This window comes from Enterococcus sp. DIV0167 (assembly GCF_050541555.1).
Lineage (GTDB): Bacteria > Bacillota > Bacilli > Lactobacillales > Enterococcaceae > Enterococcus > Enterococcus faecalis.
This window is the reverse complement of record NZ_CP172933.1, coordinates 784274-810514: the sequence shown is the minus strand read 5'-3', so window position 1 is coordinate 810514 and position 26241 is coordinate 784274. Positions and strand designations below refer to the sequence as shown.

24 protein-coding genes and 1 tRNA gene are annotated in these 26241 nt (G+C 38.0%); 4 read left to right on the top strand and 21 right to left on the bottom strand.

Going from position 1 to position 26241, the window contains the following annotated elements; genetic code table 11:
- The first annotated feature begins 83 nt into the window (after positions 1-83).
- Positions 84-2729, top strand: a complete 2646-nt coding sequence (gene ppdK, locus IGM09_RS04030; RefSeq protein ID WP_033624880.1) for a pyruvate, phosphate dikinase — start codon at positions 84-86, stop codon at positions 2727-2729.
- A 113-nt stretch (positions 2730-2842) separates the two neighbouring features.
- Here the strand turns inward: ppdK and IGM09_RS04025 are convergent, their stop codons facing one another.
- From IGM09_RS04025 to sfsA, 16 genes are all read right to left on the bottom strand, one after another.
- Positions 2843-3175 (bottom strand): putative quinol monooxygenase, encoded by a 333-nt coding sequence (locus tag IGM09_RS04025; RefSeq protein WP_002355924.1) that lies wholly within the window; start codon positions 3173-3175, stop codon positions 2843-2845.
- Between the two features lie 34 nt (positions 3176-3209).
- A tRNA-Arg gene (locus IGM09_RS04020) sits at positions 3210-3283 on the bottom strand.
- A 320-nt stretch (positions 3284-3603) separates the two neighbouring features.
- Positions 3604-4797, bottom strand: coding sequence for a GNAT family N-acetyltransferase (locus tag IGM09_RS04015; RefSeq protein ID WP_010775683.1), 1194 nt, complete (start codon positions 4795-4797; stop codon positions 3604-3606).
- A gap of 57 nt (positions 4798-4854) precedes the next feature.
- On the bottom strand, positions 4855-6249 hold the full coding sequence (locus tag IGM09_RS04010; RefSeq protein ID WP_002355921.1) for a glycoside hydrolase family 1 protein: 1395 nt from the start codon (positions 6247-6249) through the stop codon (positions 4855-4857).
- Between the two features lie 83 nt (positions 6250-6332).
- The gene (locus IGM09_RS04005) at positions 6333-7610 is read right to left on the bottom strand and encodes a PTS sugar transporter subunit IIC (protein WP_002355920.1); all 1278 of its coding nucleotides are present in this window, start codon (positions 7608-7610) and stop codon (positions 6333-6335) included.
- A 65-nt stretch (positions 7611-7675) separates the two neighbouring features.
- The gene (locus IGM09_RS04000; protein ID WP_002355919.1) at positions 7676-7996 is read right to left on the bottom strand and encodes a PTS lactose/cellobiose transporter subunit IIA; all 321 of its coding nucleotides are present in this window, start codon (positions 7994-7996) and stop codon (positions 7676-7678) included.
- Positions 7997-8018: 22 nt separating this feature from the next.
- Entirely contained in the window at positions 8019-8345 is a 327-nt protein-coding gene (locus IGM09_RS03995) for a PTS sugar transporter subunit IIB (protein WP_002355918.1), read from the bottom strand.
- A gap of 275 nt (positions 8346-8620) precedes the next feature.
- On the bottom strand, positions 8621-9031 hold the full coding sequence (locus IGM09_RS03990; RefSeq protein ID WP_113826120.1) for a DUF3284 domain-containing protein: 411 nt from the start codon (positions 9029-9031) through the stop codon (positions 8621-8623).
- The gene (locus IGM09_RS03985; RefSeq protein WP_002355916.1) at positions 9031-9231 is read right to left on the bottom strand and encodes a DUF3188 domain-containing protein; all 201 of its coding nucleotides are present in this window, start codon (positions 9229-9231) and stop codon (positions 9031-9033) included. Before IGM09_RS03985 ends, IGM09_RS03990 begins: the two co-directional genes overlap by 1 nt.
- Positions 9232-9244: 13 nt before the next feature.
- On the bottom strand, positions 9245-9463 hold the full coding sequence (locus tag IGM09_RS03980) for a hypothetical protein (protein WP_002355915.1): 219 nt from the start codon (positions 9461-9463) through the stop codon (positions 9245-9247).
- A gap of 43 nt (positions 9464-9506) precedes the next feature.
- The gene (locus tag IGM09_RS03975; RefSeq protein WP_002364646.1) at positions 9507-10970 is read right to left on the bottom strand and encodes a PTS sugar transporter subunit IIC; all 1464 of its coding nucleotides are present in this window, start codon (positions 10968-10970) and stop codon (positions 9507-9509) included.
- A gap of 141 nt (positions 10971-11111) precedes the next feature.
- Positions 11112-11429 (bottom strand): PTS sugar transporter subunit IIB, encoded by a 318-nt coding sequence (locus IGM09_RS03970; RefSeq protein ID WP_002355913.1) that lies wholly within the window; start codon positions 11427-11429, stop codon positions 11112-11114.
- Between the two features lie 228 nt (positions 11430-11657).
- Positions 11658-14363 (bottom strand): sigma 54-interacting transcriptional regulator, encoded by a 2706-nt coding sequence (locus tag IGM09_RS03965; protein ID WP_002373633.1) that lies wholly within the window; start codon positions 14361-14363, stop codon positions 11658-11660.
- Positions 14364-14407: 44 nt separating this feature from the next.
- On the bottom strand, positions 14408-15709 hold the full coding sequence (locus tag IGM09_RS03960; RefSeq protein ID WP_033624878.1) for a DEAD/DEAH box helicase: 1302 nt from the start codon (positions 15707-15709) through the stop codon (positions 14408-14410).
- A gap of 26 nt (positions 15710-15735) precedes the next feature.
- Positions 15736-16734, bottom strand: coding sequence for a Gfo/Idh/MocA family protein (locus IGM09_RS03955; RefSeq protein WP_002355910.1), 999 nt, complete (start codon positions 16732-16734; stop codon positions 15736-15738).
- 105 nt (positions 16735-16839) lie between these two features.
- On the bottom strand, positions 16840-17571 hold the full coding sequence (gene sfsA / locus IGM09_RS03950) for a DNA/RNA nuclease SfsA (protein WP_002397918.1): 732 nt from the start codon (positions 17569-17571) through the stop codon (positions 16840-16842).
- Positions 17572-17769: 198 nt separating this feature from the next.
- Between sfsA and IGM09_RS03945 the strand changes: the two genes are divergently transcribed.
- From IGM09_RS03945 to zwf, 3 genes are all read left to right on the top strand, one after another.
- Positions 17770-18138, top strand: a complete 369-nt coding sequence (locus IGM09_RS03945) for a DUF4828 domain-containing protein (protein ID WP_002355908.1) — start codon at positions 17770-17772, stop codon at positions 18136-18138.
- Positions 18139-18308: 170 nt separating this feature from the next.
- On the top strand, positions 18309-18977 hold the full coding sequence (locus IGM09_RS03940) for a metal-dependent transcriptional regulator (RefSeq protein ID WP_002355907.1): 669 nt from the start codon (positions 18309-18311) through the stop codon (positions 18975-18977).
- Positions 18977-20500, top strand: a complete 1524-nt coding sequence (zwf, locus tag IGM09_RS03935; protein WP_002366392.1) for a glucose-6-phosphate dehydrogenase — start codon at positions 18977-18979, stop codon at positions 20498-20500. The genes IGM09_RS03940 and zwf overlap by 1 nt, the downstream gene beginning before the upstream one ends.
- A gap of 51 nt (positions 20501-20551) precedes the next feature.
- Here zwf and ileS read toward each other — a convergent pair whose 3' ends face one another.
- From ileS to IGM09_RS03910, 5 genes are all read right to left on the bottom strand, one after another.
- Positions 20552-23332 carry an isoleucine--tRNA ligase gene (ileS, locus tag IGM09_RS03930; protein ID WP_010713806.1) on the bottom strand — a complete coding sequence of 927 codons (2781 nt, stop codon included), beginning with the start codon at positions 23330-23332 and terminating at the stop codon, positions 20552-20554.
- A gap of 310 nt (positions 23333-23642) precedes the next feature.
- The gene (divIVA, locus tag IGM09_RS03925) at positions 23643-24344 is read right to left on the bottom strand and encodes a cell division protein DivIVA (RefSeq protein WP_002355904.1); all 702 of its coding nucleotides are present in this window, start codon (positions 24342-24344) and stop codon (positions 23643-23645) included.
- Between the two features lie 151 nt (positions 24345-24495).
- The gene (locus IGM09_RS03920) at positions 24496-25278 is read right to left on the bottom strand and encodes an RNA-binding protein (protein WP_033624877.1); all 783 of its coding nucleotides are present in this window, start codon (positions 25276-25278) and stop codon (positions 24496-24498) included.
- A gap of 26 nt (positions 25279-25304) precedes the next feature.
- Positions 25305-25562, bottom strand: coding sequence for a YggT family protein (locus tag IGM09_RS03915; RefSeq protein ID WP_002355902.1), 258 nt, complete (start codon positions 25560-25562; stop codon positions 25305-25307).
- A 28-nt stretch (positions 25563-25590) separates the two neighbouring features.
- A complete protein-coding gene (locus IGM09_RS03910) occupies positions 25591-26235 on the bottom strand; it encodes a cell division protein SepF (RefSeq protein ID WP_010713807.1) in 645 nt (214 codons plus the stop codon).
- Positions 26236-26241: the final 6 nt, after the last annotated feature.

Here is a 26241-nt window from a genome sequence, read left to right as displayed (position 1 = left end):
AAACTTTTTCTATTGACAAACTTATTTCCGTCTATTATGATGTTTATTGAACATATAAGACACATATTAAACGGAGGTCACGCATGAAAAAGTTTATTTATTCTTTTAACGAAACACACAATGAAGGTAAAGAGACTCTTGGTGGTAAAGGGGCGAACTTGGCAGAAATGACACGTTTAGGTTTGCCGATTCCGCAAGGATTCACGATTACAACCCGTTGCTGTATGGACTATTTGGCAGATGCTACTTTCTTTGAAGAATACTTACAATCAGAAATTTTGAAAGCGGTTAAAAACTTAGAAACTGAAACAGGCAAATCTTTTACCGCGGATAATGAGATTCTCTTAGTTTCTGTTCGCAGTGGTGCTGCCTTCTCGATGCCTGGTATGATGGATACTATTTTAAATTTGGGTTTAAATGATCAACGTGTGAAAAAATTTGCGACCTTAACCTCTCCTGGTTTTGCTTTTGATTGTTATCGCCGACTTATTCAAATGTTTGGAGACGTCGTCTATCACATTCCCAAAGAATTATTTGACCAACAAAAAGAGCGCTTGGAACAAGAGCTCAACAAAAAAATTACCGCTTTTCAAGAAGAAGATCATTTCGCCTTGATTGTCCGCTACCAAGAAGTTTTTGAACAACATCAGGTGGTCTTCCCGCAAGACCCTGTCGCACAACTTTTTGAAGCAATCAAAGCTGTTTTTGATTCATGGAATAATCAACGTGCGGTGGTTTATCGAAACTTACATCATATTGCACATGATTTAGGTACAGCTGTCAACATTCAAGAAATGGTTTTCGGCAATCGTGGACTAGACAGTGGCACTGGCGTTGTTTTCACTAGAAATCCGGTCACAGGGGAAAATCAACTGTTTGGAGAGTTTCTTTTGAACGCGCAAGGAGAAGATGTAGTGGCTGGTATTCGGACGCCAGAACCCATTCGTCGTTTACGTTTGACTATGCCAAAAGTTTATCAAGATTTTCGCCATTACGCAGAACTTTTAGAATATCATTATCGTGACATGCAAGATATTGAATTTACCATTGAAAATGAAAAATTATATATTTTACAAACAAGAAACGGGAAACGAACCGCCGCAGCTACGGTTAAAATTGCTTTAGACTTAGCCAAAGAAAATCGCATTACTAAACAAGAAGCACTGTTGCGTGTGACACCTGATACGATTGATCAATTAATTCATCCCGTGTTTGATCAAGAGAAACGACAACACATGGAACGCTTAGCTATGGGTCTTCCTGCTAGTCCTGGTGCAGCAAGTGGCCAAATTGTTTTTACAGCAGAAAAAGCCAAAGAACTGACCAATCTAGGAAAGAAAGTCATTCTTGTTCGTCAAGAAACTTCGCCAGAAGATATTGAAGGCATGGTTGTAAGCGAAGCAATTGTGACCAGTCGTGGCGGAATGACTTCTCATGCCGCTGTGGTCGCACGAGGAATGGGAACTTGCTGTGTGACTGGTTGTGAAAGTTTAACCGTCAATGAAGAAGCCAAACAACTACACTGCGGGCCACAAGTCATCTTAGAAGGAACAATCATTTCCGTCGATGGCTCAACGGGGGAAATTTATCTTGGCGAAATTCCCACAATTTCTGCTGATAATAACGATGACCTTCAAGAGCTCTTGTCTTGGGCAGATGCGTACGCTGATTTAACTGTTCGTGCCAATGCAGAAACTACACAAGATTTAGAGACTGCTATCCGTTTTGGCGCAGCGGGGATTGGTTTAGCGCGAACAGAGCATATGTTTTTCGGGGAAGAGCGTGTCTTGGAAATGCGTCGCCTGATTTTAGCAGAGTCTGAAAAGGAAGCAGCCTATGCGTTGGAGCAACTTCTTCATTTTCAACAGGAAGACTTTTATCAAATGCTGAAAGTAGTTCAAGACAAGCCCATGGTGGTCCGCTTGTTAGATCCGCCGATGCATGAGTTTTTACCTCATGAAAAGAATGATATTCAATTATTGGCGAAGCAACTACAACGGTTCCCAGTGACCATCGCCAAACAAATTGAACGGTTACAAGAAACCAATCCAATGTTGGGCCATCGTGGTTGTCGCTTAGGTGTGACCCAACCACAAATATACAAAATGCAAGTTACAGCCTTATTTACTAGTGCCATTCGATTAGTCAAAGAAGGAATTACTGTTTATCCAGAAGTGATGATTCCTCTAATCGCCGAAAAAGAAGAACTTCTCTATCTCAAACGCATTTTAAAAGAAACGATTGACGGTCTCTTTGAAGAACATAAAATGACTCCTTTCCCTTACGAAATCGGGACAATGATTGAACTACCTAGAGCTTGTCTGATTGCGGATCAGTTAGCAGAAGAAGCAGACTTTTTCAGCTTTGGAACAAATGATTTAACACAAATGACCTATGGCTTTTCTCGTGATGATATCGGTAAATTCATTAATACGTATCGGGAAAAGAAAATCATTACCCAAGATCCGTTTCAATCATTAGATCAAACAGGTGTTGGTCAATTGATTCAATTAGCTGTAGAGAAAGCGCGTCGCACTAAACCAAACATGAGTATTGGCGTATGTGGAGAAGTCGGTGGTGATCCGCAATCCATCACGTTTTTCCAAACACTTGGCCTAAACTACATCTCTTGCTCACCTTATCGGGTACCTATTGCGAAACTCGCAGCTGCCCAAGCCAAAATTTTAACCGAACCGGCTGTGACTGAAGAACAAATGGTCCTTCTTTAATTTAACGTGTGTAACAAATGATTCATCCTTACAAGATAAAAAGTGCTAGGAACATCAGTCGAAACGATTGATGTTCCTAGCACTAAATTTTAAGATCAATGATTGCACTCTGGTTATTTTCTTATAAACGCAGCATCTTTTGTCAAGGGGTCTGTTACATCTGATACATATCTTTCTACTTTCATATGCAAATCATATTTTTCTCTAAGTTCCGTAATACGGGTCATCATTGGAGAAGCGTGGTGTTTGTCTAATGCTTCCTGATCTGTCCAACTATCAATTAGCAGAACTGTTTCTTCATCGTCCATTGGAAAAAAGTATTCATAGCGACTATTCCCTTTTTCTGCACGAATCGCCTCTACAATTCCGCTGGCAATCATTTCTTTGGCAAATTCTCTTGCACCTCCATTTGTCCCACTATAATAAATATTTATAGTAATCGCCATCTGTCTTCCCCCCCTAAATTTACTTGCCTTTTTACGTTCCCGACTGGAATTGAACCAGCGACCTACCGCTTAGGAGGCGGTTGCTCTATCCTACTGAGCTACGAGAACAATCTGTTTTAATTTTAGAAGTCTTCACTACATCTGTCAATAGACAAAAAGAAAGTATCCCGCATAAACAATTATGCGAGATACTTTCTTTCAGTGAAACACGTCGTTCTTTTATCTATTATTTTTTTTGCCGCCGATCAAGAATCATTTTTCCTAAATAATAAAGTCCTGTCGCAATAGCTATATATTGCCCAATTTTATTATTGCGTGCAACTTTTTCTTGTTTCGTTTTCGCCATTGTCCCCATCACCTTTCTAAAATAATTCTTTTTACATTTTTATTATAGTAGGTTCTGTCATTTTTTGCGAATAAACACACTTTTAAAAATAATCTTCTAAAATTGGCATGCCTTTGACTAAACGTTGGCCTAAACGTTGAGCTGTCGTTGCGTCTCCTTGCAAGCGTTCATAAAAAGATAACGTCTCTGCTGAACGATAGCCCAAGAATAGTTGCGTCCACGTTTGGATATCTGCTTTCAAAGCAGCAGTTCCTTCTTTTTCCACAGCACCTTTAGTCACTGTCGCTTTTCCTTGTTCGTCAATTGTGATTGTCCAAATACCTTCATTCCATGGCCCATAGGAATCTTCAATCTCTAAAGAATACGTTTCTTTTTCTCCTGATTGAAATGGATACTTTTCCAGAAATGTTTGTAACTCAACGATTCGTGCCATCATGTAAGGTAAAATTTTTACAGAAGCTGCTGGCGTTGGCATTAAATCATTTAAATCTTTTCCAGCAAAACCATTAATCCAATGGAACGATTGAACGGAACCACTATGTGAGCCAATAAACCCAGCTAAAGCTTTAAAAGCTGTATTAGTTAAATAGTTCCATTCTACGATTTCAAAGGTGCCAGCAGCTATCCGATAAATCACATAGCCTTCCGCTTTCCCTTCTGACGAATAATAAATCGCTTGATTATTTGGTTTACTTGCACGATTCAGCGTATAATCCAGCCACCAAGTTTCACGGATCACACCACCAGAGTGCGCTCTTTGATTTTCAAGGTATACGTCTTTAATGACCTCTTTACCGTCAGCCCAAGAAACTCGTTTAATGGTACCCGGAACTCGTTTAACACGTGGCCAATCTTCCGTTTTAATTGTATACTCTGCTTGTTCAAATGTTTGTTCATAGCCATATTGACGATAAAATGGATATGAAAACGGTGCTAAGTAAGAAAGGGCAACCTTTTGTTTCGCTAAATCAGCCAACATTTCTTTCATAATAGCAGAGATGCCGCCTTCACCACGATATTCTGGATAAGAAGCCACATAGCCAATTCCAGCCATGGGATAGCGGACACCATGGAAATTCACTTGAAAAGGTGTCGCCATCACTTGACTTGTTAATTGCTCATCAATTAGGAAGCCATAGCTTTGCGTATGTGACAACAATTTTTCAAAACGTTCTTGGCGTTCCGCCGTGGGTTCCTGATTAAAAGCATAGATGACAAGATCAAACATCTCTTTCATTTCTTCTTTGCCCATTTTTTTGACTCTTTTAGTTGTCATTTTCTTTCCTCCTCGCACATTGTATCAATTCATTTTATCACAGAAACGGTTCTCTTTCTAAAAGCCGTTATTTGCTGTCATTTCTTTGAACCAACGACCGCTTTTCTTAATGGTCCGTTTCGCATCATCATCTAAATCCACAGCAATGAAGCCGTAACGATTTTTATAGGCATTAAGCCAAGACCAGTTATCCATACACGTCCACATATGATATCCTTGAACATTACTACCTTCTTGAATCGCTTGATGCACCCATTTCAAGTGATCCTGCACGAATTCAATCCGATAATCATCTTCAATGACTCCTTGTTCATTGACAAAGCGTTCTTCTCCTTCTACGCCCATGCCATTTTCTGAAATGTAGCAGCGAATGTTGCCATAATTTTCTTTTAAATTCATTAATGTATCATAAATACCTTTTTCGTAGATTTCCCAGCCACGGTAAGGATTCATTTTTTTGCCAGGCATATCGTAGACATCATAAAAATCTTCTGGAAGTAAGCCTTCTGGTCGTGTTTCAACAGGTGTTTCTTTTGCTTTGGCACGACGTGGTTGATAGTAGTTTACTCCTAATAAGTCCACAGTATTTTCAGCAATTATTGCTAAATCTTCTGGTGTTGTTTCTGGCAACAAGTCATTTGCTTTCGCCCAGGCAACCATATCTTCTGGAAAATGACCTTTAACAGCCGGGTCTAAAAACGAACGGTTAAAGAAACCATCGACAAATTTAGCCGCATTTACATCGGCTTCGTTGTGCTCATCACGAGGATAAGTCGGCGTTAAGTTTAAAATAATGCCAATTTCACCTGATAAGTTCATAGAATGATAAACAGCAATCGCTTTGGCACTAGCTAAAGCTTCATGATAGAGTACTTGAATCCCTTCTTTTAGATTCACTTTATCAGGATAATGCCAGCCATAGAGATAACCACCTTCAACTGGTACAATTGGTTCATTGTGCGTAAACCATTTTTTCACGCGATCGCCAAACAATTCAAAACAGGTTTTGGCAAAGTCGACATACAAATCAACCACTTCACGGCTTTCCCAACCGCCTTTTTCTTGAAGTACCATCGGCATATCAAAATGATACAAGTTCATAAAGGGCTCAATCCCGTGTTCTAATAAATCATCAATGACTTGATTATAAAAATCAACTGCTGTTTGATTGACTTTTCCTGTTGTAGGATCTGGAATTAAACGGCTCCATTGAATGGATGTTCGAAAAGAGTTATGTCCCGTTTCTTTCATTAACTGAATATCTTCTTGATATTTTTTATAAAATTGTGAGGTCTTATCTGGACCGACTTGTTGAAAAAATTTTTCTGGCGCTTCTTGATACCAAAAATCCCAAATATTTTGACCTTTACCATCACCTTCAAAAACGCCTTCTGTTTGAGGACCGCTGGCTGCAGAACCCCACCAAAAATTTTCTGGAAATTGATATTTCATGTTGTTTGCTCCTTTACGATTTAATCATTAAAAAAAGGATTGAACCCTCCGTAAGAGTCCGGACGATTCAATCCTTCGATTTTTTACTCAGCTGCTTCTGCGGCTGCTTCTTGTTTCAAGTATTGATCTGTTGCTACTTTTACGAAAGGCATGTAGATCAAAATAGAAATCAATAAGTTAACAGCTGCTAAAACTCCGCCGGCGATACTCTTCGTTGCTAAAAATCCGCCAATAATTGGTGGTGTTACCCAAGGTGGCATAAAGGTTGCAGCTGGTACTAAACCAGTTGCTGTCGCCACATACGCAACAGTTACAAGAACCATTGGGACTAAAATGAATGGGATAAACATAATTGGGTTTAAAACAATTGGTAAACCGAACATGACTGGTTCATTAATATTAAATAGTCCTGGTGCTAAACTTAAGTTTGTAATGACTTTGTATGGTTTGTTACGACGACCTACGATAAAGATAGCAATTAACAGACCTAATGTTGCTCCTGTTCCACCTAAGTTTACAAATGAATCAAAGAAAGGTTTGTTTACAATATAAGGAATTGCTTTACCTGCTTCTAAAGCTTTAATGTTCGCATCAATCGCTGGTACGTTGATTGTTTGCATTAATGGGTCAACCATGTTGGCACCATGTAAACCAAAGAACCATAAGAATGGTGTAATGAAAGCTAACAATAATGCTGATGGGTAGCTGTTTGCAAGTCCCATAAATGGTTGTTGAACTGCTTCGTAGAATGAAATAACGATATTGTCAATTCCTAAAGCAAATAGAATTGATGTAATTAAACTAAATAAACTGATTGTAATCATTGCTGGTAATAATGCCGCAAATGATTTTGCTACTGCTGGTGGTACACCATCAGGCATTTTGATAACTAATTTAGGATTGCCAGATAAACGTTGGAATAGTTCTCCTGAAATAAGTGCAATAATTAAAGCAATAAATAATCCAGTTGCGCCCATGCCTTCTAAGCCGCCAACTGCGAAGAATGAAGCTACAGAAACTGTACCGGCTGCAATGCCGTCTTTTCCATAAGATTTAACTAAATTGTGTGCTACTAAAAAGGCTACTAAAACGGCAAAGATTGCGAATGTACCGTTCCAAATGTTGCCACCAAAGCTTTTCCAAATTGGTGCATCGTTATACATCATTGGGAAAATTTTGTTTAAAAAGTCCTCATATCCTGGAATTGGAATATTATTAATTAATACCGCCAAAGCCCCTAAAATCATTAATGGCATCGTTACGACAAACGCGTCACGAATTGCTACCAAGTGCCGTTGCGCTGCGATTACTGACGCTTTCGGCATAAAGTGTTTCTCCATCCATTGAACAAATCCGTCCATTGTTATTCCTCCTAATTAACGCTTTCTCAAGCGCGTTTTTCTTATAAGACGTATTGACAACGAGATTACTCGTTATCAATACGGCGATAAAGATCGATAATTTCTTTTGCTAAATCTGTAAATGCAATCGCAGTCATTAAATGATCTTGACTGTGCACTGTTAACAATGTTACTTGCATGTTATTGCCTTTTGCTTCTTCTGTTAACATTCCTGTTTGCGAATGATGTGCATGTACAAGTGATTCTTCTGCATCTGCAATTTTTTTGTCTGCTAATTCAAAATCCCCCGATTTTGCTGCGGCAATCGCTTCCATTGCATCGCTTTTAGCATTTCCGCCATACATGATTAAACCCATGATTGCTTCTAAGTTCTGTTGTCCGTCCATTACCTCTACCCCATTTTCTGCTCTAGTTTGATGATCCCATTAATGAAATTGCTTGATCTAAAACTTTTTCGCCATTCATCATGCCATAGTCTGCCATGTTAATTACATCTAAAGGAATTCCTTTTGGTTGTAATTTTTGTTCAAATTGTCCTTTCATGAAACGAACTTGTGGGCCTAATAATAAAACATTTACCTCTTTATTTTCCAAGTTTGTATCTGCTTCAGAAGCCGATACTGCAAAGATGTCTGCTTCCATGCCACGATCTTCTGCTGCTTTTTGCATTTTTGTTACTAATAAACTTGTGCTCATTCCTGCGGAACAAACTAACATAATTGTTTTTTTTGCCATTTTCCTTCATCTCCTAAATTCTCTTTGTTTTGCTTTACACCTTTATATAAGCAAGAAGCGTGCCAAGTTTCAACACATTTAAAACCTTGATATGACAACGTTTTTCAACATAGAAAGCGTGTACACACTAAAAATAAAACGATTACACACAGCTTTTTTGTGTGCGTTTCCAAAATAATAGGGCAACAAAAAAAAGTGAGCGATAAGTCGAAACGACTCATCGCTCACTTTCTAAAGCTGAAGAGAATCAACTGGACAAAAGCCGCTTTTTCCCTTTAAGCAGTTTCCATCATTTTAAGCATTTTATAAAACTGTTTCTTTTTAAAATAACTTAAAAAGATACCTAATACTGCATCATTCAGTTTTTGTAACGCCCCATAAGAAACCATTGTTTCTGTATAACGCAGTTCACAGCTTTTTTCATCAATTGGCTGGAGCTCATACCGCACCAAGAAATCATTTTTAGTTGTGGATGTTCGAAATTGATAGGTCTTATTTTCTACAGCTTCTTCAATAACTATTTTCGCGCGACTATTTTTACTATATTCTTTGATATATTCAAACTTATGCAACTGCTTTCTTGTAAGAGTTTTGCCTGTTTGCTTACGGATATCAAAAATAACAGAATTCATTAATTGCGTGTAAAATTCATCTGCTGAAATAGTTAATGTTTTCGTAATTTCCATTACCGTTTCACCTCATCCTTTGTCGCCTCTTCTTCAGCAACTTTTTTTCCTTTAAAAAACAGGTAACCACCAAGTCCAATGAAAAAAATCCCCGTTGTCAGACTTAATAAATCATAGTTTAAGGAGCTGGGATTCAACGAATACAAAACAATCAAGAAGCCAATACTACATAAAAATAATCCATTTCTAATCATTTTCATCCATCCTATCTTTTTAGACTACCGTTGCTTGGAAGTATAAAACGCCACCCCAAGGTTGTTCCTTAATCAGCTGTTTTGCAACTTGTGCAGCAGTTTCAGGGTCTCCTTCAACTTCAAAAAATAACTTAATACCATTCTTTTCTTTAAAAGTAAATGTTTCATTTTCCCCTTGATATGCCTCTAGTAAAGTAATAATTTCCTCTTGCTTCATTGCACTTGCAATCGAAATCATGCCGCTCGCTCCTTTCTATACAAGTAATTGCTGTTTTTATTGCCTATTGCTCACTTTCGCCTAATGCAGGATCCATTTTGTTAGCAGCGATAACAAACGGTGTCCAAATCAAGAAAGTGACTACCATACATACCAACGCTACGATTGGTGCGCGCCAGTCGGCACCTGTCGCTAAGAAAGATAATAGCAACGGCGGTGTCACCCATGCGACTTGTTGAGAAACTGGGGCGACTAGCCCAAGATACGTTGCAACCCAGCCAATTGTAGTAGCAACTAATGGCGCAATTACAAATGGAATAAACATAATTGGATTCAGAACAACTGGTAAACCAAACATAATCGGTTCATTGATATTAAAGATCCCAGGTCCTAATGATAATTTACCGACTGTTAAATAATCTGCTCGTTTGGAGAATAACAAGATTGCAATAATTAGGACGATTGTACCGCCTGAACCACCAAACCAAGCAAAAGCATCAAACGAACCACGGACCCACATGTAGGCTTTACCGTCGTCAATAGCGGCTAAAACCGCAGCTGTTCCTGTTTTTCCTTCATAACCTTTTTGGAAAATATCAATATTGATTAATTGTGCTTGTCCCCAAATTCCTTCAAGAACTGGTGCCAAAACGTTTGGCCCATGAATACCAAAGAACCAGAAAATTTGAACAAAAACTGTTACGATTAACACAGCTCCTAGTCCTTGTGATAACCCAAGGAACGGTTCCGCGATATATTTTTGAATTAAGTCAATTAATAATTGACCGCCTGAAAGTTTTGACACCGTAAAGTTAATAATCGCTACGACATACAACGCGATTGTTGCTGGTAAAATTGCCGCAAACGCTTTTGAAACTGCTGGCGGAACAGAATCAGGCATTTTTATTGTTAAATCCGCTTGCATTAATTTACAAAAAATAATGGTTGATAAAGCGCCCATAATCATCACCGTAAAGAAAGCGTTACCATTTAGATGGTTGAGATTTAACCAACCCCATGGATTGACAGTCAATTGATTATTAGCAATTGACGCACCAATTTCTGCCCCATTAATTGCGTTGGCAATCTTTTCTGGCACTTTTACAGCTAATTCAGCTGTGTTATTCGGTGCAAAAGCAACACCTGAAATTAAGGTAGCTAAACTGACAATCCCACCAGCTAGCTCATTCACATTGTATGCTTTCGCTAAGTTATAGCCCCAAGAAAAAGCGAAAATCAAACCAGCGATAGCCAATGTACCATTCCAAACAAAACCATTAATCCCAATGATGACATTCAATACTGCAAAAATACCTTTGTCTGCTTCCAAACTTGCCGCATAAGTTGAGACAAACTCTTGGGGAAGATCTCGAATAATTGCGTTAATCATTACGGCGACTGATCCAGCCATTGTCGCAGGTAATGTACCAATAAAAGCATCCCTTAGTGCCACCAGATGTTTCTGTGCACCAATTTTTGCGGCAGTTGGTAAGATATATTTTTCCATCCATGCCATTAATCCGTTCATTTTTATTCCTCCTGTATCCATTTATATTTATTAAAAAGGCAGTAGCCTCATTAAACGAATGAATCGAGCGTACAAAACAAAACCTTTGGTAACATGCACTATCCTTATTTGCTATTCACTTTTCCTAAACGTTTTAATTCCTTATCCCATTAATGAGATTGCTTGATCTAAAACTTTTTCGCCATTCATCATGCCATAATCTGCCATGTTAATTACATCTAAAGGAATCCCTTTTGGTTGTAATTTTTGTTCAAATTGCCCTTTCATGAAACGAACTTGTGGACCTAAAAGTAAAACATTCACCTCTTTATTTTCCAAGTTTGTATCTGCTTCAGAAGCCGATACTGCAAAGATGTCTGCTTCCATGCCACGATCTTCTGCTGCTTTTTGCATTTTTGTTACTAATAAACTCGTGCTCATTCCTGCGGAACAAACTAACATAATTGTTTTTTTTGCCATTTTTTCTTCATCTCCTTAAAAATTATGACGTTATACACTTTATTTATAGCAATAATTGTGCCAAGTTTTTTCCTCATTAAAATACTGATATAACAGCTTTCACCATCAAAAAAAGCGTGCACACACTAAAAGAAAACGCTTACACACATGAAATTGTGTGTAACTTACAAAAAGAAAACATCAAGAAAAAAGAGAGCGTTTTCTCATTTCTTGATGTTTTTTTATTTATTATTGTTTACTTTTAATTTCATTTTCTAAAAACATTTGGGTAACATGCGCAACTTCCGCTTCTGGAATCGTCACACGATACGCCCGTTCAATTAACATAAAATTCGTGCGTACGACATCGATTTCTAAACGATGTGTTTTAACATATTCCGCTAAGTTTGGAAAATTTCTTGTTTCTTCTCCTTTAATTAAAGCATCTACCAGAAAAGCCAAATGAATCATGATTCCGGCATCCACCCCTGGTTCAACAATAATATGCATGTCTGTTTGTATTTGATGAACTGTTTTTTGTAACATGAGAATTAATTTTTGTAAGGAGTCCACAGAAGTAATGACGCCACTTAGTGAATGAACAATTGTATCAATTGCCACTTCATCACTAGCAATCCGTTTCAATACATTTAATTTTTCATCATCAAAAATATCATAGACGGAAAAGAAGGGAATATTTTGATATTCAACATCCACAGTTCCCGCAATGGCCTTAATTTCATATTCTTCCATCAAGTTGTCGATATGCTTTTTAAACGTTTCTCGTTCAATAAATTGCATTTGAATCAGTTCTACTTTTGTTTCATCAATAACGGGTAAGATTCGTTGGTATAGTTTTGCGGCGACCCCTTCTCCTGTAAAGCACGTCACGATTACTGCTTTTTTTACGTTTTGACGTTTTTGCAGACTAGAGCGAAATTGTTCTCTCACAACGCTTTCAAAAGAAAGTTGAATATTTTGGTAAATGTCCTCTAAACTTCGTCCCACGCTTGCCATTCGAATAGCTTCTAAGACAATCATTGTGCTCGTCATTGTAATCGCCTTCGTTCGGATACCTGTTTCTTCAAACAACATATTTCCAAACGAATTTAATGAACCCATATCGGTCAGTAATAAAATCCCATTATTTAACGATTCTTTTTGCGTAATTACTTGGTTTCGTAATTGTTCATACATTGTTTGAACTTCCATCGTTAACGGCATATTCATCGCTGTTCCGATTGACGTTCCTAAAAGTTCTTGGGCGGTTTTCAACATACTTGAGGCAGTAGAATCCCCATGCATTAAGACGAACACACCAACATTATTTTCTGGAGTTCTTTCTTCTTTACCGACATTAATAGATAAAAACATACTAATAAAGCCAATTTCATCGAAAGGAATCTCTATGTTGTTCTCTTCTTCAATAATAGAAGATAAATCTAAGGCTACTTGAAATTCCTTTTTCATATTTTTACGGACATTATTTAAATCAGGATGGACAATCACGTGACCTTCTTTGACACGTTCAATCGTACTTTGTAAATGAAGCGCAAAGGCAAAGCGTGCTGTTTCGTTGTACGTGTGTTCCAAACGCTCTTCTGCGATATCATAAAGACGATTCGTTAAGTCCCAAATAGCTTCTGGTAATAACTCCTTATGTAAAGAATGTTGGGTTAATTCTTCGACATAATTTTTAAAATACGCATTCATATCTTTAGAAATCAATTCTTCTAAATCAACATTTTCTAAGTCAGCTTCAGACAAGTCAGCGACTTTTTCTTCGATTTCATTGTAAACTTGCATGTCTCTAGCTGGATCTTGCGACCAAACAATTTTGTTGGTACCTGGCTGGAAAGATAAATAATTACTTTTACTATCGACAAATTGATCCAAGCGCTCAGGTACTTCTTTAATTTTTAATAATCCTTTTTGGACAGGTAACGACAAATCCCGTTTACGGATAACCAAATGTTCTAAATTGTGCGTCCGATAATAAAGAAATGACTTAGCACAAACTAATTTTAAGTCCCGCTTCACCTGACCAATATTTCCTTCTGCATCGTATAACATGAACGCCAAAACTGCTTCGCGTTCGATATCAATTTGCTGGCCCAAACGTGTTGCCTCTTGCTGAATAAATAACGAAATGATGGCATAACGCTCATCTAGCGTCCGTGCATCTAAAGATGGCAATGTAATCGACATCGGAATCCGCCGATTGAAAGTGGTTAAAAAGTTTTCTGAGGATTCCGTTGTCGCACCAATAATTTGAACAGAGGCTTCATAGGTTTGACCACTTTCGCCTAATGGACGGTACACGCCTTTATCAATAAACGTAAAGAGCATTTCTTGACCTTCTGGCGGTAAGCGATGAATTTCATCTAAAAAGAGAATCCCGCCATCTGCTTTTGCCATTAAGCCTGGACTATCTTCATTCGCACCAGTATAGGCGCCTTTTTTTACGCCAAAGATATGACCAAATAATAATTGTGGGTTTTGTGCATAATCAGCACAATTAAAAGAGACAAAAGGGGCATCTTCATCTAAGGTTTTTGAATCAATGGCAAAACGGTACATACATTCAGCAAAAAGAGATTTCCCTGTTCCTGTTTTCCCAAAAATAATCGTATGCAAACCTCTTGGTGGATATAAAATAGCAGCCTTGGCCTGCTGAATACTCACTTTTAAAGAATCATTGGCACCTACTAATGTGTCAAAACTAACAGAGGTGGACTCATCTACATGGACTTGTTCTCCTTCATTGATTGTTGGCACTGAATAGATAACAGGACGTCCAGTACTTCTAGTAATTTTCTTTTCTTTGAATAATTCATTTAAATAACGGCTGGCATTACTGCGATCAATCATTAACTGTTCTGCTACCGCTCCTGCCGTTAAGCCAGTTTCATTTTTTTGAAGTAACGCTAAGATTTCTTCCTTCCGAGATTTCATGGAATCCTCCTCGATACAACGTTCTGCTTGAAGCTCGTAAAGCGTTATTTCTTCGCTTTACGAGCTCCTTTGTTTTTCGTGTTTTTCTTTTTGTTTTTCTTCTTTTTGCGTGTTTCTTGTGGTTCTTTGACAACAGAATTTACTGTTTCTGGTTTTCTTTCTTTCGTACTCTTTTTTTCTGAATACGTATCTTTGACTACGTTCTTTTTTTCTAGTTCATCTTTGGCTTTTGGCTGTTCATGAAGTGCACCATCATATAAAAAGATTTCCTGATAGGGAATGGCCAATTGTTTCATCAAACGTTGATAATCCCTTTTGGTGCCATCGTTGATAAACGTAATCACTGCCCCTTGTGCACCCATCCGGCCAACGCGACCAGAACGATGAATATAGCTCTCTTCGGTTAAAGGAACATCTACGTTTACGACGTAAGGGACCCCAGTGAAATCTAAGCCCCGTGCCGCAATATCCGTGGTTAATAACAACTTCACTCGTTCTGCTTTAAATTGATCAATCGCCAATTTACGCAACTGTTTACTTTGATCTGAAGCCAGACCAATAGCCGGCACATTCTCATAAACTAATTTTTCTTCTGCTGCACCTAAATCAGCAACTTGATTGAAAAAGACCATGCTTCTGAATGCTTCTGTATGGACCAAACGACGTAAGTAATCAGCTTTTTTTCTTGGTGCTAACCGAATAAAGTAGTGGGCGACTTGACCTGCTGAAGTATCTTCTTCCGTCACATCAATCACCTGTAATTTTTGGCTTAAAGATTGCGCTTGATTCACGACACGATCAGCAGTCGCTGAATAAAAAACAAGTTGGTATTCGGTTGGTGTGTGTGTCAAAATTTGCTTGGTTAAACTTAGCTCTTCCTCTTGGAAAAGTTGATCAACTTCATCCATTACAATTGTTTTTAACAACTGAGCTTTGACTTTTTTATTCTTCATTAACTCTAAAATCCGACCTGGTGTTCCGATTAACACTTCAGGACGTTTTTTTAACTTGTCAATCTGGCGTGAAACATTTGCCCCGCCGATTAACGTTTGAACCGTTAATTGAAGTGGCTTAGCCCAAGTCCGAGCAACTTCAGCAATTTGCATAGCTAATTCTTGAGACGGAGCAATAATCAACAATTGATTTCCCTGTCCTTTTTCAACAGTTAAGAGTAAAGGCAGCATATAAGCAAGTGTTTTTCCAGTTCCTGTCGGCGAAATTCCTAAAACATTTTCTCCTTCGCGAAGGGGCGTAAAACTTTTTTCTTGAATTGTTGATGGTTCGTTAAAGCCAGAAGCTTGCCACTGTTCTTGCCAAGCCTCTGGAAGTTGTTCTAAAAATCTCATATTGTTCCTTTCCTATCGCTTAATTCTTATTTATCAGCATCAAAAATAATGCCGGCACTATGACGTAAATCAGTGACTACTTTATTGACATTTCGAGCAAGCTCAACCCATTCTTCATACTTGGTGCCCCAATACTTATCTGTTGGGTTATTTAAAACTGCTGCAAAATCACGGGCTTCTTCAATCATTGGATTATCGGCTACTTGAATATCTAAGACATCACGTTCTTCATGTGCGCGATCATGGTACTCAGCCGAAGAAATAGCATTGACACTATCTAAAATCAAGGTCCCGTTTTCAAAGTAAATTTCGGATGGCGCAAAAGAATCACTAATTTTCCCAGTGTTTAACGTCACGTCAAACTGATCATATCGTAAAATAATTGTTCCTAAGCCATCGACACCTGTCGCAATTTTACTAGCAAAATAATGGCTTTCGTTTGGTACGCCAAACCAGCCCAAGGCTGCATAAACTAAATAAACGCCTAAATCTGCTAAGGCTCCCCCAGAAAAATGAGGAGAAAAAATATTTGGCTCTTTGCCTTCTAATACTTGATCATAGCGAGAAGAATATTTCATATACGTAAAATTCGCACCTAAAATTTGGTTTTTTAATGGCAATAATTCAGCAATTTTTTGGAAACTTTGCTCATGAATATTACGGGCCGCTTCAAAGAAATACACACGATTTTTATTCGCTAATTCAATAATTTCTGCCATCTCATCAGGTGTTGAAAAAGCTGGTTTTTCAACAATTACATTTTTTTTCGCTAAAATTGCTTGTTTCGCTTGTTCAAAATGTAATGAATTTGGTGAGGCAATATAAACCGTATCCATATGTGCAATACCAAAAAACGTCTCTAAATCAATTGCATATTCCACATCCCCATAGCGAGAACCAAATTCTTGTGCCGTTGCTAGTTTCCGAGAATAAACAGCCGTTAAATCGTACGCACCCGTTTCTAAAGCTGCTGCAACAAATTGATGACTAATCCAATTGGTACCAATTACGCCTAAATGTATCATAATCAAAAACCTCCATTTTTTGTTTATTTACTCTCTTTATAATAGTAATCTCTCGTACAAAAGTCACGTAATTACCCTGACTTAAAGCGCTAGGAGTTCTTCAAGTTATTTATTAGGATCATCAAATGCCTGTAATAAATCAAAGGTTACCTGTGACTTAAGTTCAATCGTTGCTGGTGTTACGTGGCAATTGTAAGCAAGGACTTGCACACCTTGATCAATTGCAGCACCCAGATTTTCAGCAAAGGCGGGTTGCATCTCTTGGTGAATCGTTGCCTGCTTAATTTCTTCAAATTGGACCACAAACAAAATGTAACAGCGGTAACCCGCTTTAGTTGCAGCCATTAGTTCAGTGACATGCTTCAAGCCACGAAGTGTTGGCGCGTCAGGAAAAGCACCGATGCCTTTATTTTCTAAAGTCATGCCTTTCACTTCGACAAAAGCTTGTTCGTCCGCATCCGTTTCCACTAGAAAATCAAATTTTGAATGTGCAAATCGTTGCTCACGTTTAACAGTTTGGATCGTACCAACTAAACCAGGAAGCACAATTTGACCATTTTTTAACGCTTCATTGACTAATGTATTCGGTACTTGGCTATCAATATTAATCCAAAAAGAACCTTTTTTTACTGCAATCAAATCGTAATCTGTTTTTCTTTTAGGCGATGGTTGATAACTAAGCGCCACAACGGCACCTGGTAAAAAAACTTCTTTCCCTCTGCCAGTATTTTTGACATGTGTGATTACTTCTTCATTCGTTTCCATTAAACGACAGTGTGCAATAAACCGATTGGGTCGTTCGATAAAATAAGCAAGCTGGACATTCGGGTACTTCATACACAGACTTCCTTTCTTACACACTATACCATAAAAAAACAAGGAAAAGTATAGACCAAAACCAACAATTTTACTATCTTGTGTCAATCATTAAATATTTGTCAATTCTCAGCGATTTAGTCGAATATTTTAGACAAGTTCTATATAATAAAGGTAACGAAGACGAATAAATGAAAATGAAGGTTAGGAGGAATTTCTTTGAAAAAACATTGGACTTTCTTGGTTGGTGCATCTTTACTTACTGGATTAGCAGGCTCTATCCTCTGGAAAAAAAATAAACAGCTCCCTTCCCCACAGGAGCTTCAACACAACTATACTGGGCATTGGTGGTTTGTGGACGTGAAGAAAGCCACGCAACACACCTTAGAAATCACCTCATCTTTCAATGTTTTCATTGATGGCAAACAAACGCATGCCTTGCTTGTTGAATTAACCCCTAAACGCTTAGTTATCTTAGATAAGTTAGGTTACCATTTAATCATTCAATGTGAAAATGGTGTCCCTGCGACGCTTTACGATGAAGCCGACGATGAAACCTACACACTAGAACGGGCCATTTACAATTAATAAATCACCCACGACACATAAAACGAAGTATGTGCGGTGGGTGATTTATTTTTTACATCCCTTGCAAAAGCATTCAGAAAGTTTTCTTACAACTTGAATATTATTAAATAGTCAAATGCGCCTTTTTCTGATAAACTTAGGATGATGTTTTTTTGAAAGGATGAGCCCCTATGACACCAAATCGCGAAGACTATTTAAAATTAATTTTTGAATTAGGTGGCGACGAAGTTAAAGTGAATAATAAACAAATTGTTTCTGGACTCGATGTTTCGGCAGCTTCGGTTAGTGAGATGATTTCAAAGTTAGTAAAAGAAGATTTGGTTGAGCATTCTCCTTATCAAGGGGTACAATTAACTGAAAAAGGCTTAAAAAAAGCGAGTACGTTAATTCGCAAACACCGAATCTGGGAAGTCTTTTTAGTAGAGCACTTAAATTACACTTGGAATGATGTGCACGAAGAGGCAGAAGTTTTAGAACATGTTACTTCACAGACGCTTGTGAACCGTTTAGCGGATTATTTAAATCATCCAGAATTTTGTCCACACGGTGGTGTTATTCCCGAAGATAATCAACCCATTCATGAGGAGAAACGCCAAACGTTAACAGACTACCCTGTTGGCACAAAAGTTCGGATTGCACGTGTCTTAGACGAAAAAGAATTACTGGATTATTTAGTTTCCATTGATTTAAATATTCAAGAAGAATATACGATTAAAGAAATTGCTGCATATGAAGGACCGATCACCATTTATAATGAAAACAAAGAATTATCCGTCAGCTTTAAAGCAGCAAACACAATTTTTGTTGAGCCGTTGATTAGAGAAAGTGAGGAAAACTAATGAATGAAAAAGTAGCATTATTTACTATTTTCGGGGGGACAGGTGATCTTGCCAAACGCAAATTGTATCCTTCCCTGTTCCGCTTATATAAAAAAGGATTATTAGCTGAGCGTTTTGCGGTGATTGGTACCGCACGTCGGGAATGGACAGACGAATACTATCGTGAAATCGTTCGTGAAACCATTCAAGACTTAAATCCTACGGCCGAAGAGGCAATTGAATTTTCTAGTCATTTCTATTACCAATCACATAATGTGAATGATACGGAACATTATAATACCTTAAAAGAATTATCTGATCGCCTAAATGAACAATACCACTTAGAAGGCAATCATGTTTACTATTTAGCTATGGCCCCTCAATTCTTTGGAACCATTGTTAATCACTTGAAATCACAACATATTATTTCGGAAGAAGGCTTTGATCGTCTAATTATCGAAAAGCCATTTGGTTCTGATTATGAATCTGCCTACGAATTAAATGAAGAAATTCGTGCTGCATTTCCTGAACAAGATATTTTCCGAATTGACCATTACTTAGGCAAAGAAATGATCCAAAATATTTCAGCCATTCGTTTTGCCAATAATATTTTTGAATCACAATGGAACAATCGTTACATTGATAATGTCCAAATCACCTTCGCTGAAAGCTTAGGTGTCGAGGATCGTGGCGGCTATTACGACCACAGTGGCGCACTAAAAGATATGGTTCAAAATCATATTTTACAAGTCGTTGCATTGCTTTCGATGGAGCCTCCTGTTGCCTTTTCTGAAAAAGAAATTCGGACTGAAAAAGTAAAAGCTTTACGTGCCATCCGCCTTTATTCTGAAGAAGAAGCCCTTCAAAATTTCGTGCGTGGCCAATACGGCGAAGGTCAGCTAGCTGATCAAACATTTGCAGCCTATCGTGATGAACCGAATGTGGCAGAAACTTCATCCACTGAAACTTTTGTTGCTGGTAAATTTTTAATTGATAATTTCCGTTGGTCTGGCGTCCCTTTCTATGTTCGCACAGGTAAACGATTAACTGAAAAAGGCACACGCATTAACATCGTCTTTAAACAAGTACCTATTAATGTCTTCAAAGATGATACGTGTGAAGAATGCGATAAAACCGATTTACCACCGAATGTTTTAACTATCTATATCCAACCAACTGAAGGATTTTCATTAACCTTAAATGGAAAAGAAATCGGTCAAGGGTTCAATACAACTCCAGTGAAACTTGATTTCCGTCAAAGTGCTGAAATGACTGAAAATAGTCCAGAAGCATACGAAAAACTTCTATTAGACTGCCTAAATGGCGATAGTACAAACTTCTCTCATTGGGACGAAGTTGCCCAATCTTGGCGCATTGTTGACATTATTCGACATGCTTGGGATAAAACAGACGTTTCTTTCCCTAATTATGCCGCTGGCACAATGGGCCCGCAAGCTGCCTTCGACTTATTAGAAAAAGATGGCTTTACTTGGGAATGGCAACCAGATAACTGGTACCGTGACCGCGGTCAACTTGATCAATAAATAAGCCAAAAAAGATCCGCTAGTTAACGACTAGCGGATCTTTTTTCTTGTTTATTCGAATCCTTCAGCAACCGCTTCTGGATAATTTTCTTCAACAATGTGTGCACAACGGCCACAAAGTGTTGGTAATTTTTCATCTGAGCCGACATCTTGACGAACGGAACGACAACGGTCACACGTTTCGCCTTCTGCTTTTTCAACTAAAATAGCCATGTCTTCAAATTGAACAGCTTCACTAGGTGCTACTTCTTTTGATACTTCAAAGTCGGAAACAATTAGTAATTGAGCAATATCTGCATCAACAGCTGTCATTAATTGACGAATTTGTTCATTTGGATAAACGGTCACTTTGGCTTCTAACGATTTACCGATTAATTTAGAATGACGAGCTTCTTCCAACGCTTTTAAGACATTGTCACGGAAATCCATAAAGGCTGCCCATGTATCCATCAATTCTTCTTCATTAGTAAACGTTTCGTAACCTGGGAATTCAGCTAATTGCACATACTCTTCTTCTTCTTGTAAGAAACTCCAAATTTCTTCCGCTGTATGTGGAATAATTGGTGTCAATAATTTTGTTAATGAAACCAATGTTTGATAGAAAACAGTCTGCATACAACGACGTTGATAATCGTTTTCTGCTTCAATATAAACGACATCTTTCGCAAAGTCTAAATAGAAAGAAGATAAATCTACAGTTAAGAAGTTCATAACTGTCCGATAAATATGCATGAAATTATATTTTTCATAACCATTTTCACGGATTTCTTGAATGACTTGATTTAAACGAACCGTCATGTATTTATCTACAGAACGTAAATCAGCATAAGCTACGGTATGCTCAGCTGGATTAAAATCACTCGTATTCGCTAACAAGAAACGCATAGTATTACGGATTTTCCGGTACACTTCAGATACTTGGTTTAAGATATCCATTGAGACACGCACATCGGCTTCCGCGTCAACACTACTTACCCACAAGCGTAAGATATCTGCACCCATTTGATTGATAACTTTTTCAGGTAAGATAGTATTGCCTAACGATTTACTCATCTTACGGCCTTCGCCATCGAGAACCATCCCTTGAGAAATGATTGATTTATAAGGCGCTACCCCATTGATAGCAACACTTGTTGTAATACTTGAGTTAAACCAACCACGATATTGGTCAGAACCTTCTAAATACATATCTGCTGGGAAAGTTAACTCTTCTCTTTCTCGTAAAACTCCTTCATGTGAAGAACCTGAGTCAAACCAAACGTCCATGATATCTGTTTCTTTGGTAAACTCGCCATTTGGTGAACCTGGATGTGTAAAGCCTGCTGGTAGTAACTCTTTTGCTTCACGCATAAACCAGATATTTGATCCATGTTCTGCAAATAAATTCGCTACATGTTCAATTGTTTCTGGCGTAATGATGGCTTCTCCATTTTCAGCATAGAAGATCGGTAATGGTACACCCCACGCTCTTTGGCGAGAGATTACCCAATCACCACGGTCACGAATCATATTATACAAACGTGTTTTTCCCCAAGGAATTAGCCAGTCAACTTTCTCAACTTCATCTAAAATATCTTGACGGAATTTAGAGATTGAAGCAAACCATTGTGGCGTTGCACGGTAGATAACTGGTTTTTTGGTACGCCAGTCATGTGGATAACTATGCGTAAAGAAATCTAATTTTAATAATGCGCCTTTTTCTTCTAATAACTCAGTAATCATTGGATTCGCTTTGTCATAGAAAATTCCTTCAAAACCAGGTGCTTCATCTGTAAAGACCCCACGGCTGTCAACAGGAGAAATAACAGGTAAATCATATTTACGGCTAACGATATAGTCATCTTCACCATGTCCTGGTGCGGTATGAACTAAGCCAGTCCCGGCATCTAGCGTCACGTGGTCGCCTAGCATAACAAGTGATGTTCGATCATAGAATGGATGTTGAGCTGTCATACGATCTAATTTTTCACCAGAAAATTCTCGCAAGACTTCTACTTCTTCCCAACCAATCGCTTCTTTAACTGTTGCTAATAAATCTTTAGCAATTACAAATTTACGACCGTCTGCCTTCACTTCAACATACGTAAAATCAGGATTAACTGAAATACCTAAGTTGGCTGGTAATGTCCAAGGGGTTGTCGTCCAGATGACGAAGGCTGTCTCGTTATCTAAAAGACCTTTACCATCGACCACATTAAAAGCTACGTAAATAGAAGGTGATTTTACATCTTTGTATTCAATTTCTGCTTCTGCTAAAGAAGATTCACTTGAAGGAGACCAATAAATTGGTTTTAAGCCTTTATAAATATAGCCTTTTTCTGCCATCTTACCAAAAACACGAATTTCTGCTGCTTCATACTCTGGATCTAACGTAATGTATGGATGTTCCCAATCGCCTGACACACCTAAACGTTTAAAATCGTTACGTTGTTTATCGACTTGTGATAAGGCATACTCTTTACATTTTTCGCGATACTCAGCGACAGTCATTTCTTTACGTTTAACCCCTTTATTGGTTAACACTTGCTCAATTGGTAAACCATGGGTATCCCAACCAGGCACATAAGGAGAACGGAAACCAGACATTGATTTTGAACGAATAATAATATCTTTACTGATTTTATTCAAAGAATGTCCTAAATGAATATTTCCGTTTGCATACGGAGGGCCATCATGTAAAACAAAGGTTGGTTTTCCTTCGTTTAATTTTTGACGTTGTTCATATAAGCCTTTTTCTTCCCAGTCTTTTTGCCATTCTGCTTCACGGTTTGGCAAGTTCCCACGCATTGGAAAAGCTGTTTTTCCTAATTGCAATGTTTCTTTCATTTTCATATGCATTTGCCTCGCTTTCATTTTATCGATTTAATTGTGTTAGTTCATACTAAAGATGAACGATAGCTGATAAAAGTAGATAAAAAAAGAGTACTCCATCCCAAGGGACGAAGTACTCGTGTTACCACCCAAATTCAAAGTAGAGTTGCCCCTACTTTCTCTGAAATTGATAACGGTAATTATCCGGCAGTTCCTACTCAAGTGTTCAGAACTGCATCTAGGATAGAGGATCTGTTTAATGCCAGTGTCTGTCAAACTTTCACTATCATTGACTCGCTGCTAAGAATAAACATTAAACGTTCTGTTCTATCTATTTTGATTCTTCTTCAATTGTTTCTTCAGTTACTTCAATTACAGGCTTTTTTTCTACTACAGCATCTGTGTTCTCTTCAGAGTTTACAACAGTTTCATTTTCGTTGTCAAGGTCTTGTTCATCAAGAATTTCCTTAACTGCTGTATGTTTGTCTCCGACATAACTAGAAAAAGGCTTTAAAATCTCTTCCCACTCTTCACTCTTCACTTGCTCTAATTGAGTTTCAAGCATTAAGCTTAAGCGTTGATGGAAGACACGTGTTTTCTTCTTCAAGTCTTCTGTTTCCCCAGCTAATTGACGGGCACGTTCAATTGCTTCTGCTAAGATTTGTGTTGATTTCGCTTCAGCATCTGCAATCATTGCATTTGATTTACGTTCAGCTTCTACCAAGGTTTCTTTGGCTTGGTTATCTGCCGAAGTGATAATCATTTCTGATTCTTTATTGGCACTTGATTTCACTTTATCAGCGGTATCTTGTGCAACAATAATTGATTGGTTCAATGCATCTTTCAATTCATTGAAGTATTGTAATTTTTCTTCTGCGTGTTTTAATGATTTCTCAAGTTCACGATTTTTTTGTAATGCATCTTCATAATCACGTGTGACTTGATCTAAAAAGTCATCTACATCGTCTTGGTTATAGCCTCTCATTTTTGTTGAGAAGTCTTTGTTTTGAATATCTAATGGAGTTAATGCCATATTCCTTCACCTCTTTGGATTATTTTTGTAAAACCCCTTATGAACACATTCTCATACTAATCCTGAATTAGCAAATATCTTACTTTTTTTATTATACACAACTTCGTCTGAATGAACAGCCAAAATGGTTTTCTTAAACAAAAGTTCGAGATTATTTTCTCAATACCCCTAAGAGGATGCGAAATTTTTCTTTCTTTGTTTTTCCTTCTAATTCTTGAATCTGAAGGCGCCCAAATCCCCGTATCGAAACAATATCTAATAAGTCTAAAGCAAAATCTGGTCGTGTCGTTTCTGTCCAATTGACTTTTACTTTACCAGATTCGATCAATTGTTTTGATCGCTGCCTTGAAATATTAAATACGGCGGAAATCACACTATCCAGCCGCAAAGAGCTCATAGTCGTTCGCTCTTCTTGCCAACCATCCTTCGGTATCAAAATTTGTGTATAATCCCGCTCTTCTAAGCGAACAGTAATTTTACCAATTTTGTCGACTTGGTTAACAACGAAGCCAGCTACTTCTTGTGCTATAAAAACCTGCCACTTATCACCATCGGAAATAATATCTCCAAAGGCTTCCCTACGAACCCCAACATTCATCAAGGTGCCTAAAATTTTCCCATGAGATAATGTCGCAAATTTAGATGGATAAATAATTTCAAATAATACAACACCAAAATCTGTCTCTTCTGGTATGTAATACGCTGGATAAATCAAGCAGCGTTTTCGTTCTGCTTGCTCATAACCACCATAAAAAGTAAACGATAAATCACTGTTTTGTCGAATCAACGTTTCCAAAATATACGCCTGTCTAGGATCAAGAAAGTCTGTCAAATAAGGCGCGTATTGCATCTCCACTTGCTCTAGCCAATCCCCAACAGTGTCAATAAAAGGATGTTCATCTTTGCGGAAATGTTGATACACATTTGCGTTCATAGATAAATCATCCTTTCTAAAAGTTATTAATAAACAATAGCTCGTAAAATGACTGCTAAGCCACCCGCTGCTAGGTTAAGGACAATAATCCCTACCATTACGTTAAATCCAACCATTCCAATCCTTAAATTCAAACGGTCAAACAAACTTAAGTATGGTTCACAAATTCTAGAGAGCAAACGCCCGAAAGCAGAATCATATGCTCCTGGAAACCATGAAAGTAGCGCGTAAATCACTAGTAATCCTGAATAGATTTGAACGCCTTTGTATAATAGAGTAATCAGTGTTGCGATAATAACACCTCCCTAAGGCTTAGAAATCAAAGAATTGTTTGTTGGCTAAAGATTGTGCTGTCGCACTATCAATTTCCATATTCGCTGGTGTGCATAAGAAGATTTCATTGCCAACGCGCTGAATATCTCCGTCTAAAGCATACACAGTACCAGTTAAGAAATCAACGATGCGTCGTGCTTGGTCTTCTTCTACTAATGTAAAATTAACTAGCACAGCTTCTTCAGCAAATAAATGTTTCGCAATGCTCATTGCTTCTGAATACACACGTGGTTCAATAATAGTAATTTTATGTGTTTTTGCATTGGCGGTGCTTTCTTGTGCTCGTCTTGTATTCGTAGTCGCTGATTGATTAGAACTACGCATAGAAACCACTTTTTTCTCTGTGTAAGCAGCTTGTTGTGTGTCTCTTTCTTGATGCGTTTCAGCAGAACGATAGCGTGCAGAAGGTTTTTCAACTACAGGCTCACTTTGTTGTGTATAAGCTGGCTGACTGTAACTTTCCTGTTGTTGAACAGGGCGTTGTGGTTTAGGCCGAGCTGCACGACGCGGTGGTTCATTAACTGCTTTGCGCTCTTCATATTCTTCGTAGTTATCATAATAATCATCTTCTTCGCCAGATAAGCCAAAAAAGCTCGATAACGCATCCTTGTTAAAAATTGACATAAATTC

Excerpts from the sequence above, each read along its gene's own strand:
- ppdK (WP_033624880.1), top strand. The coding sequence starts at position 84 with ATGAAAAAGTTTATTTATTCTTTTAACGAAACACACAATGAAGGTAAA.
- IGM09_RS04025 (WP_002355924.1), bottom strand. The coding sequence starts at position 3,175 with ATGGCGATTACTATAAATATTTATTATAGTGGGACAAATGGAGGTGCA.
- IGM09_RS04015 (WP_010775683.1), bottom strand. The coding sequence starts at position 4,797 with ATGACAACTAAAAGAGTCAAAAAAATGGGCAAAGAAGAAATGAAAGAG.
- IGM09_RS04010 (WP_002355921.1), bottom strand. The coding sequence starts at position 6,249 with ATGAAATATCAATTTCCAGAAAATTTTTGGTGGGGTTCTGCAGCCAGC.
- IGM09_RS04005 (WP_002355920.1), bottom strand. The coding sequence starts at position 7,610 with ATGGACGGATTTGTTCAATGGATGGAGAAACACTTTATGCCGAAAGCG.
- IGM09_RS04000 (WP_002355919.1), bottom strand. The coding sequence starts at position 7,996 with ATGGACGGACAACAGAACTTAGAAGCAATCATGGGTTTAATCATGTAT.
- IGM09_RS03995 (WP_002355918.1), bottom strand. The coding sequence starts at position 8,345 with ATGGCAAAAAAAACAATTATGTTAGTTTGTTCCGCAGGAATGAGCACA.
- IGM09_RS03990 (WP_113826120.1), bottom strand. The coding sequence starts at position 9,031 with ATGGAAATTACGAAAACATTAACTATTTCAGCAGATGAATTTTACACG.
- IGM09_RS03985 (WP_002355916.1), bottom strand. The coding sequence starts at position 9,231 with ATGAAAATGATTAGAAATGGATTATTTTTATGTAGTATTGGCTTCTTG.
- IGM09_RS03980 (WP_002355915.1), bottom strand. The coding sequence starts at position 9,463 with ATGATTTCGATTGCAAGTGCAATGAAGCAAGAGGAAATTATTACTTTA.
- IGM09_RS03975 (WP_002364646.1), bottom strand. The coding sequence starts at position 10,970 with ATGAACGGATTAATGGCATGGATGGAAAAATATATCTTACCAACTGCC.
- IGM09_RS03970 (WP_002355913.1), bottom strand. The coding sequence starts at position 11,429 with ATGGCAAAAAAAACAATTATGTTAGTTTGTTCCGCAGGAATGAGCACG.
- IGM09_RS03965 (WP_002373633.1), bottom strand. The coding sequence starts at position 14,363 with ATGAAATCTCGGAAGGAAGAAATCTTAGCGTTACTTCAAAAAAATGAA.
- IGM09_RS03960 (WP_033624878.1), bottom strand. The coding sequence starts at position 15,709 with ATGAGATTTTTAGAACAACTTCCAGAGGCTTGGCAAGAACAGTGGCAA.
- IGM09_RS03955 (WP_002355910.1), bottom strand. The coding sequence starts at position 16,734 with ATGATACATTTAGGCGTAATTGGTACCAATTGGATTAGTCATCAATTT.
- sfsA (WP_002397918.1), bottom strand. The coding sequence starts at position 17,571 with ATGAAGTACCCGAATGTCCAGCTTGCTTATTTTATCGAACGACCCAAT.
- IGM09_RS03940 (WP_002355907.1), top strand. The coding sequence starts at position 18,309 with ATGACACCAAATCGCGAAGACTATTTAAAATTAATTTTTGAATTAGGT.
- zwf (WP_002366392.1), top strand. The coding sequence starts at position 18,977 with ATGAATGAAAAAGTAGCATTATTTACTATTTTCGGGGGGACAGGTGAT.
- ileS (WP_010713806.1), bottom strand. The coding sequence starts at position 23,332 with ATGAAAATGAAAGAAACATTGCAATTAGGAAAAACAGCTTTTCCAATG.
- divIVA (WP_002355904.1), bottom strand. The coding sequence starts at position 24,344 with ATGGCATTAACTCCATTAGATATTCAAAACAAAGACTTCTCAACAAAA.
- IGM09_RS03920 (WP_033624877.1), bottom strand. The coding sequence starts at position 25,278 with ATGAACGCAAATGTGTATCAACATTTCCGCAAAGATGAACATCCTTTT.
- IGM09_RS03910 (WP_010713807.1), bottom strand. The coding sequence starts at position 26,235 with ATGTCAATTTTTAACAAGGATGCGTTATCGAGCTTTTTTGGCTTATCT.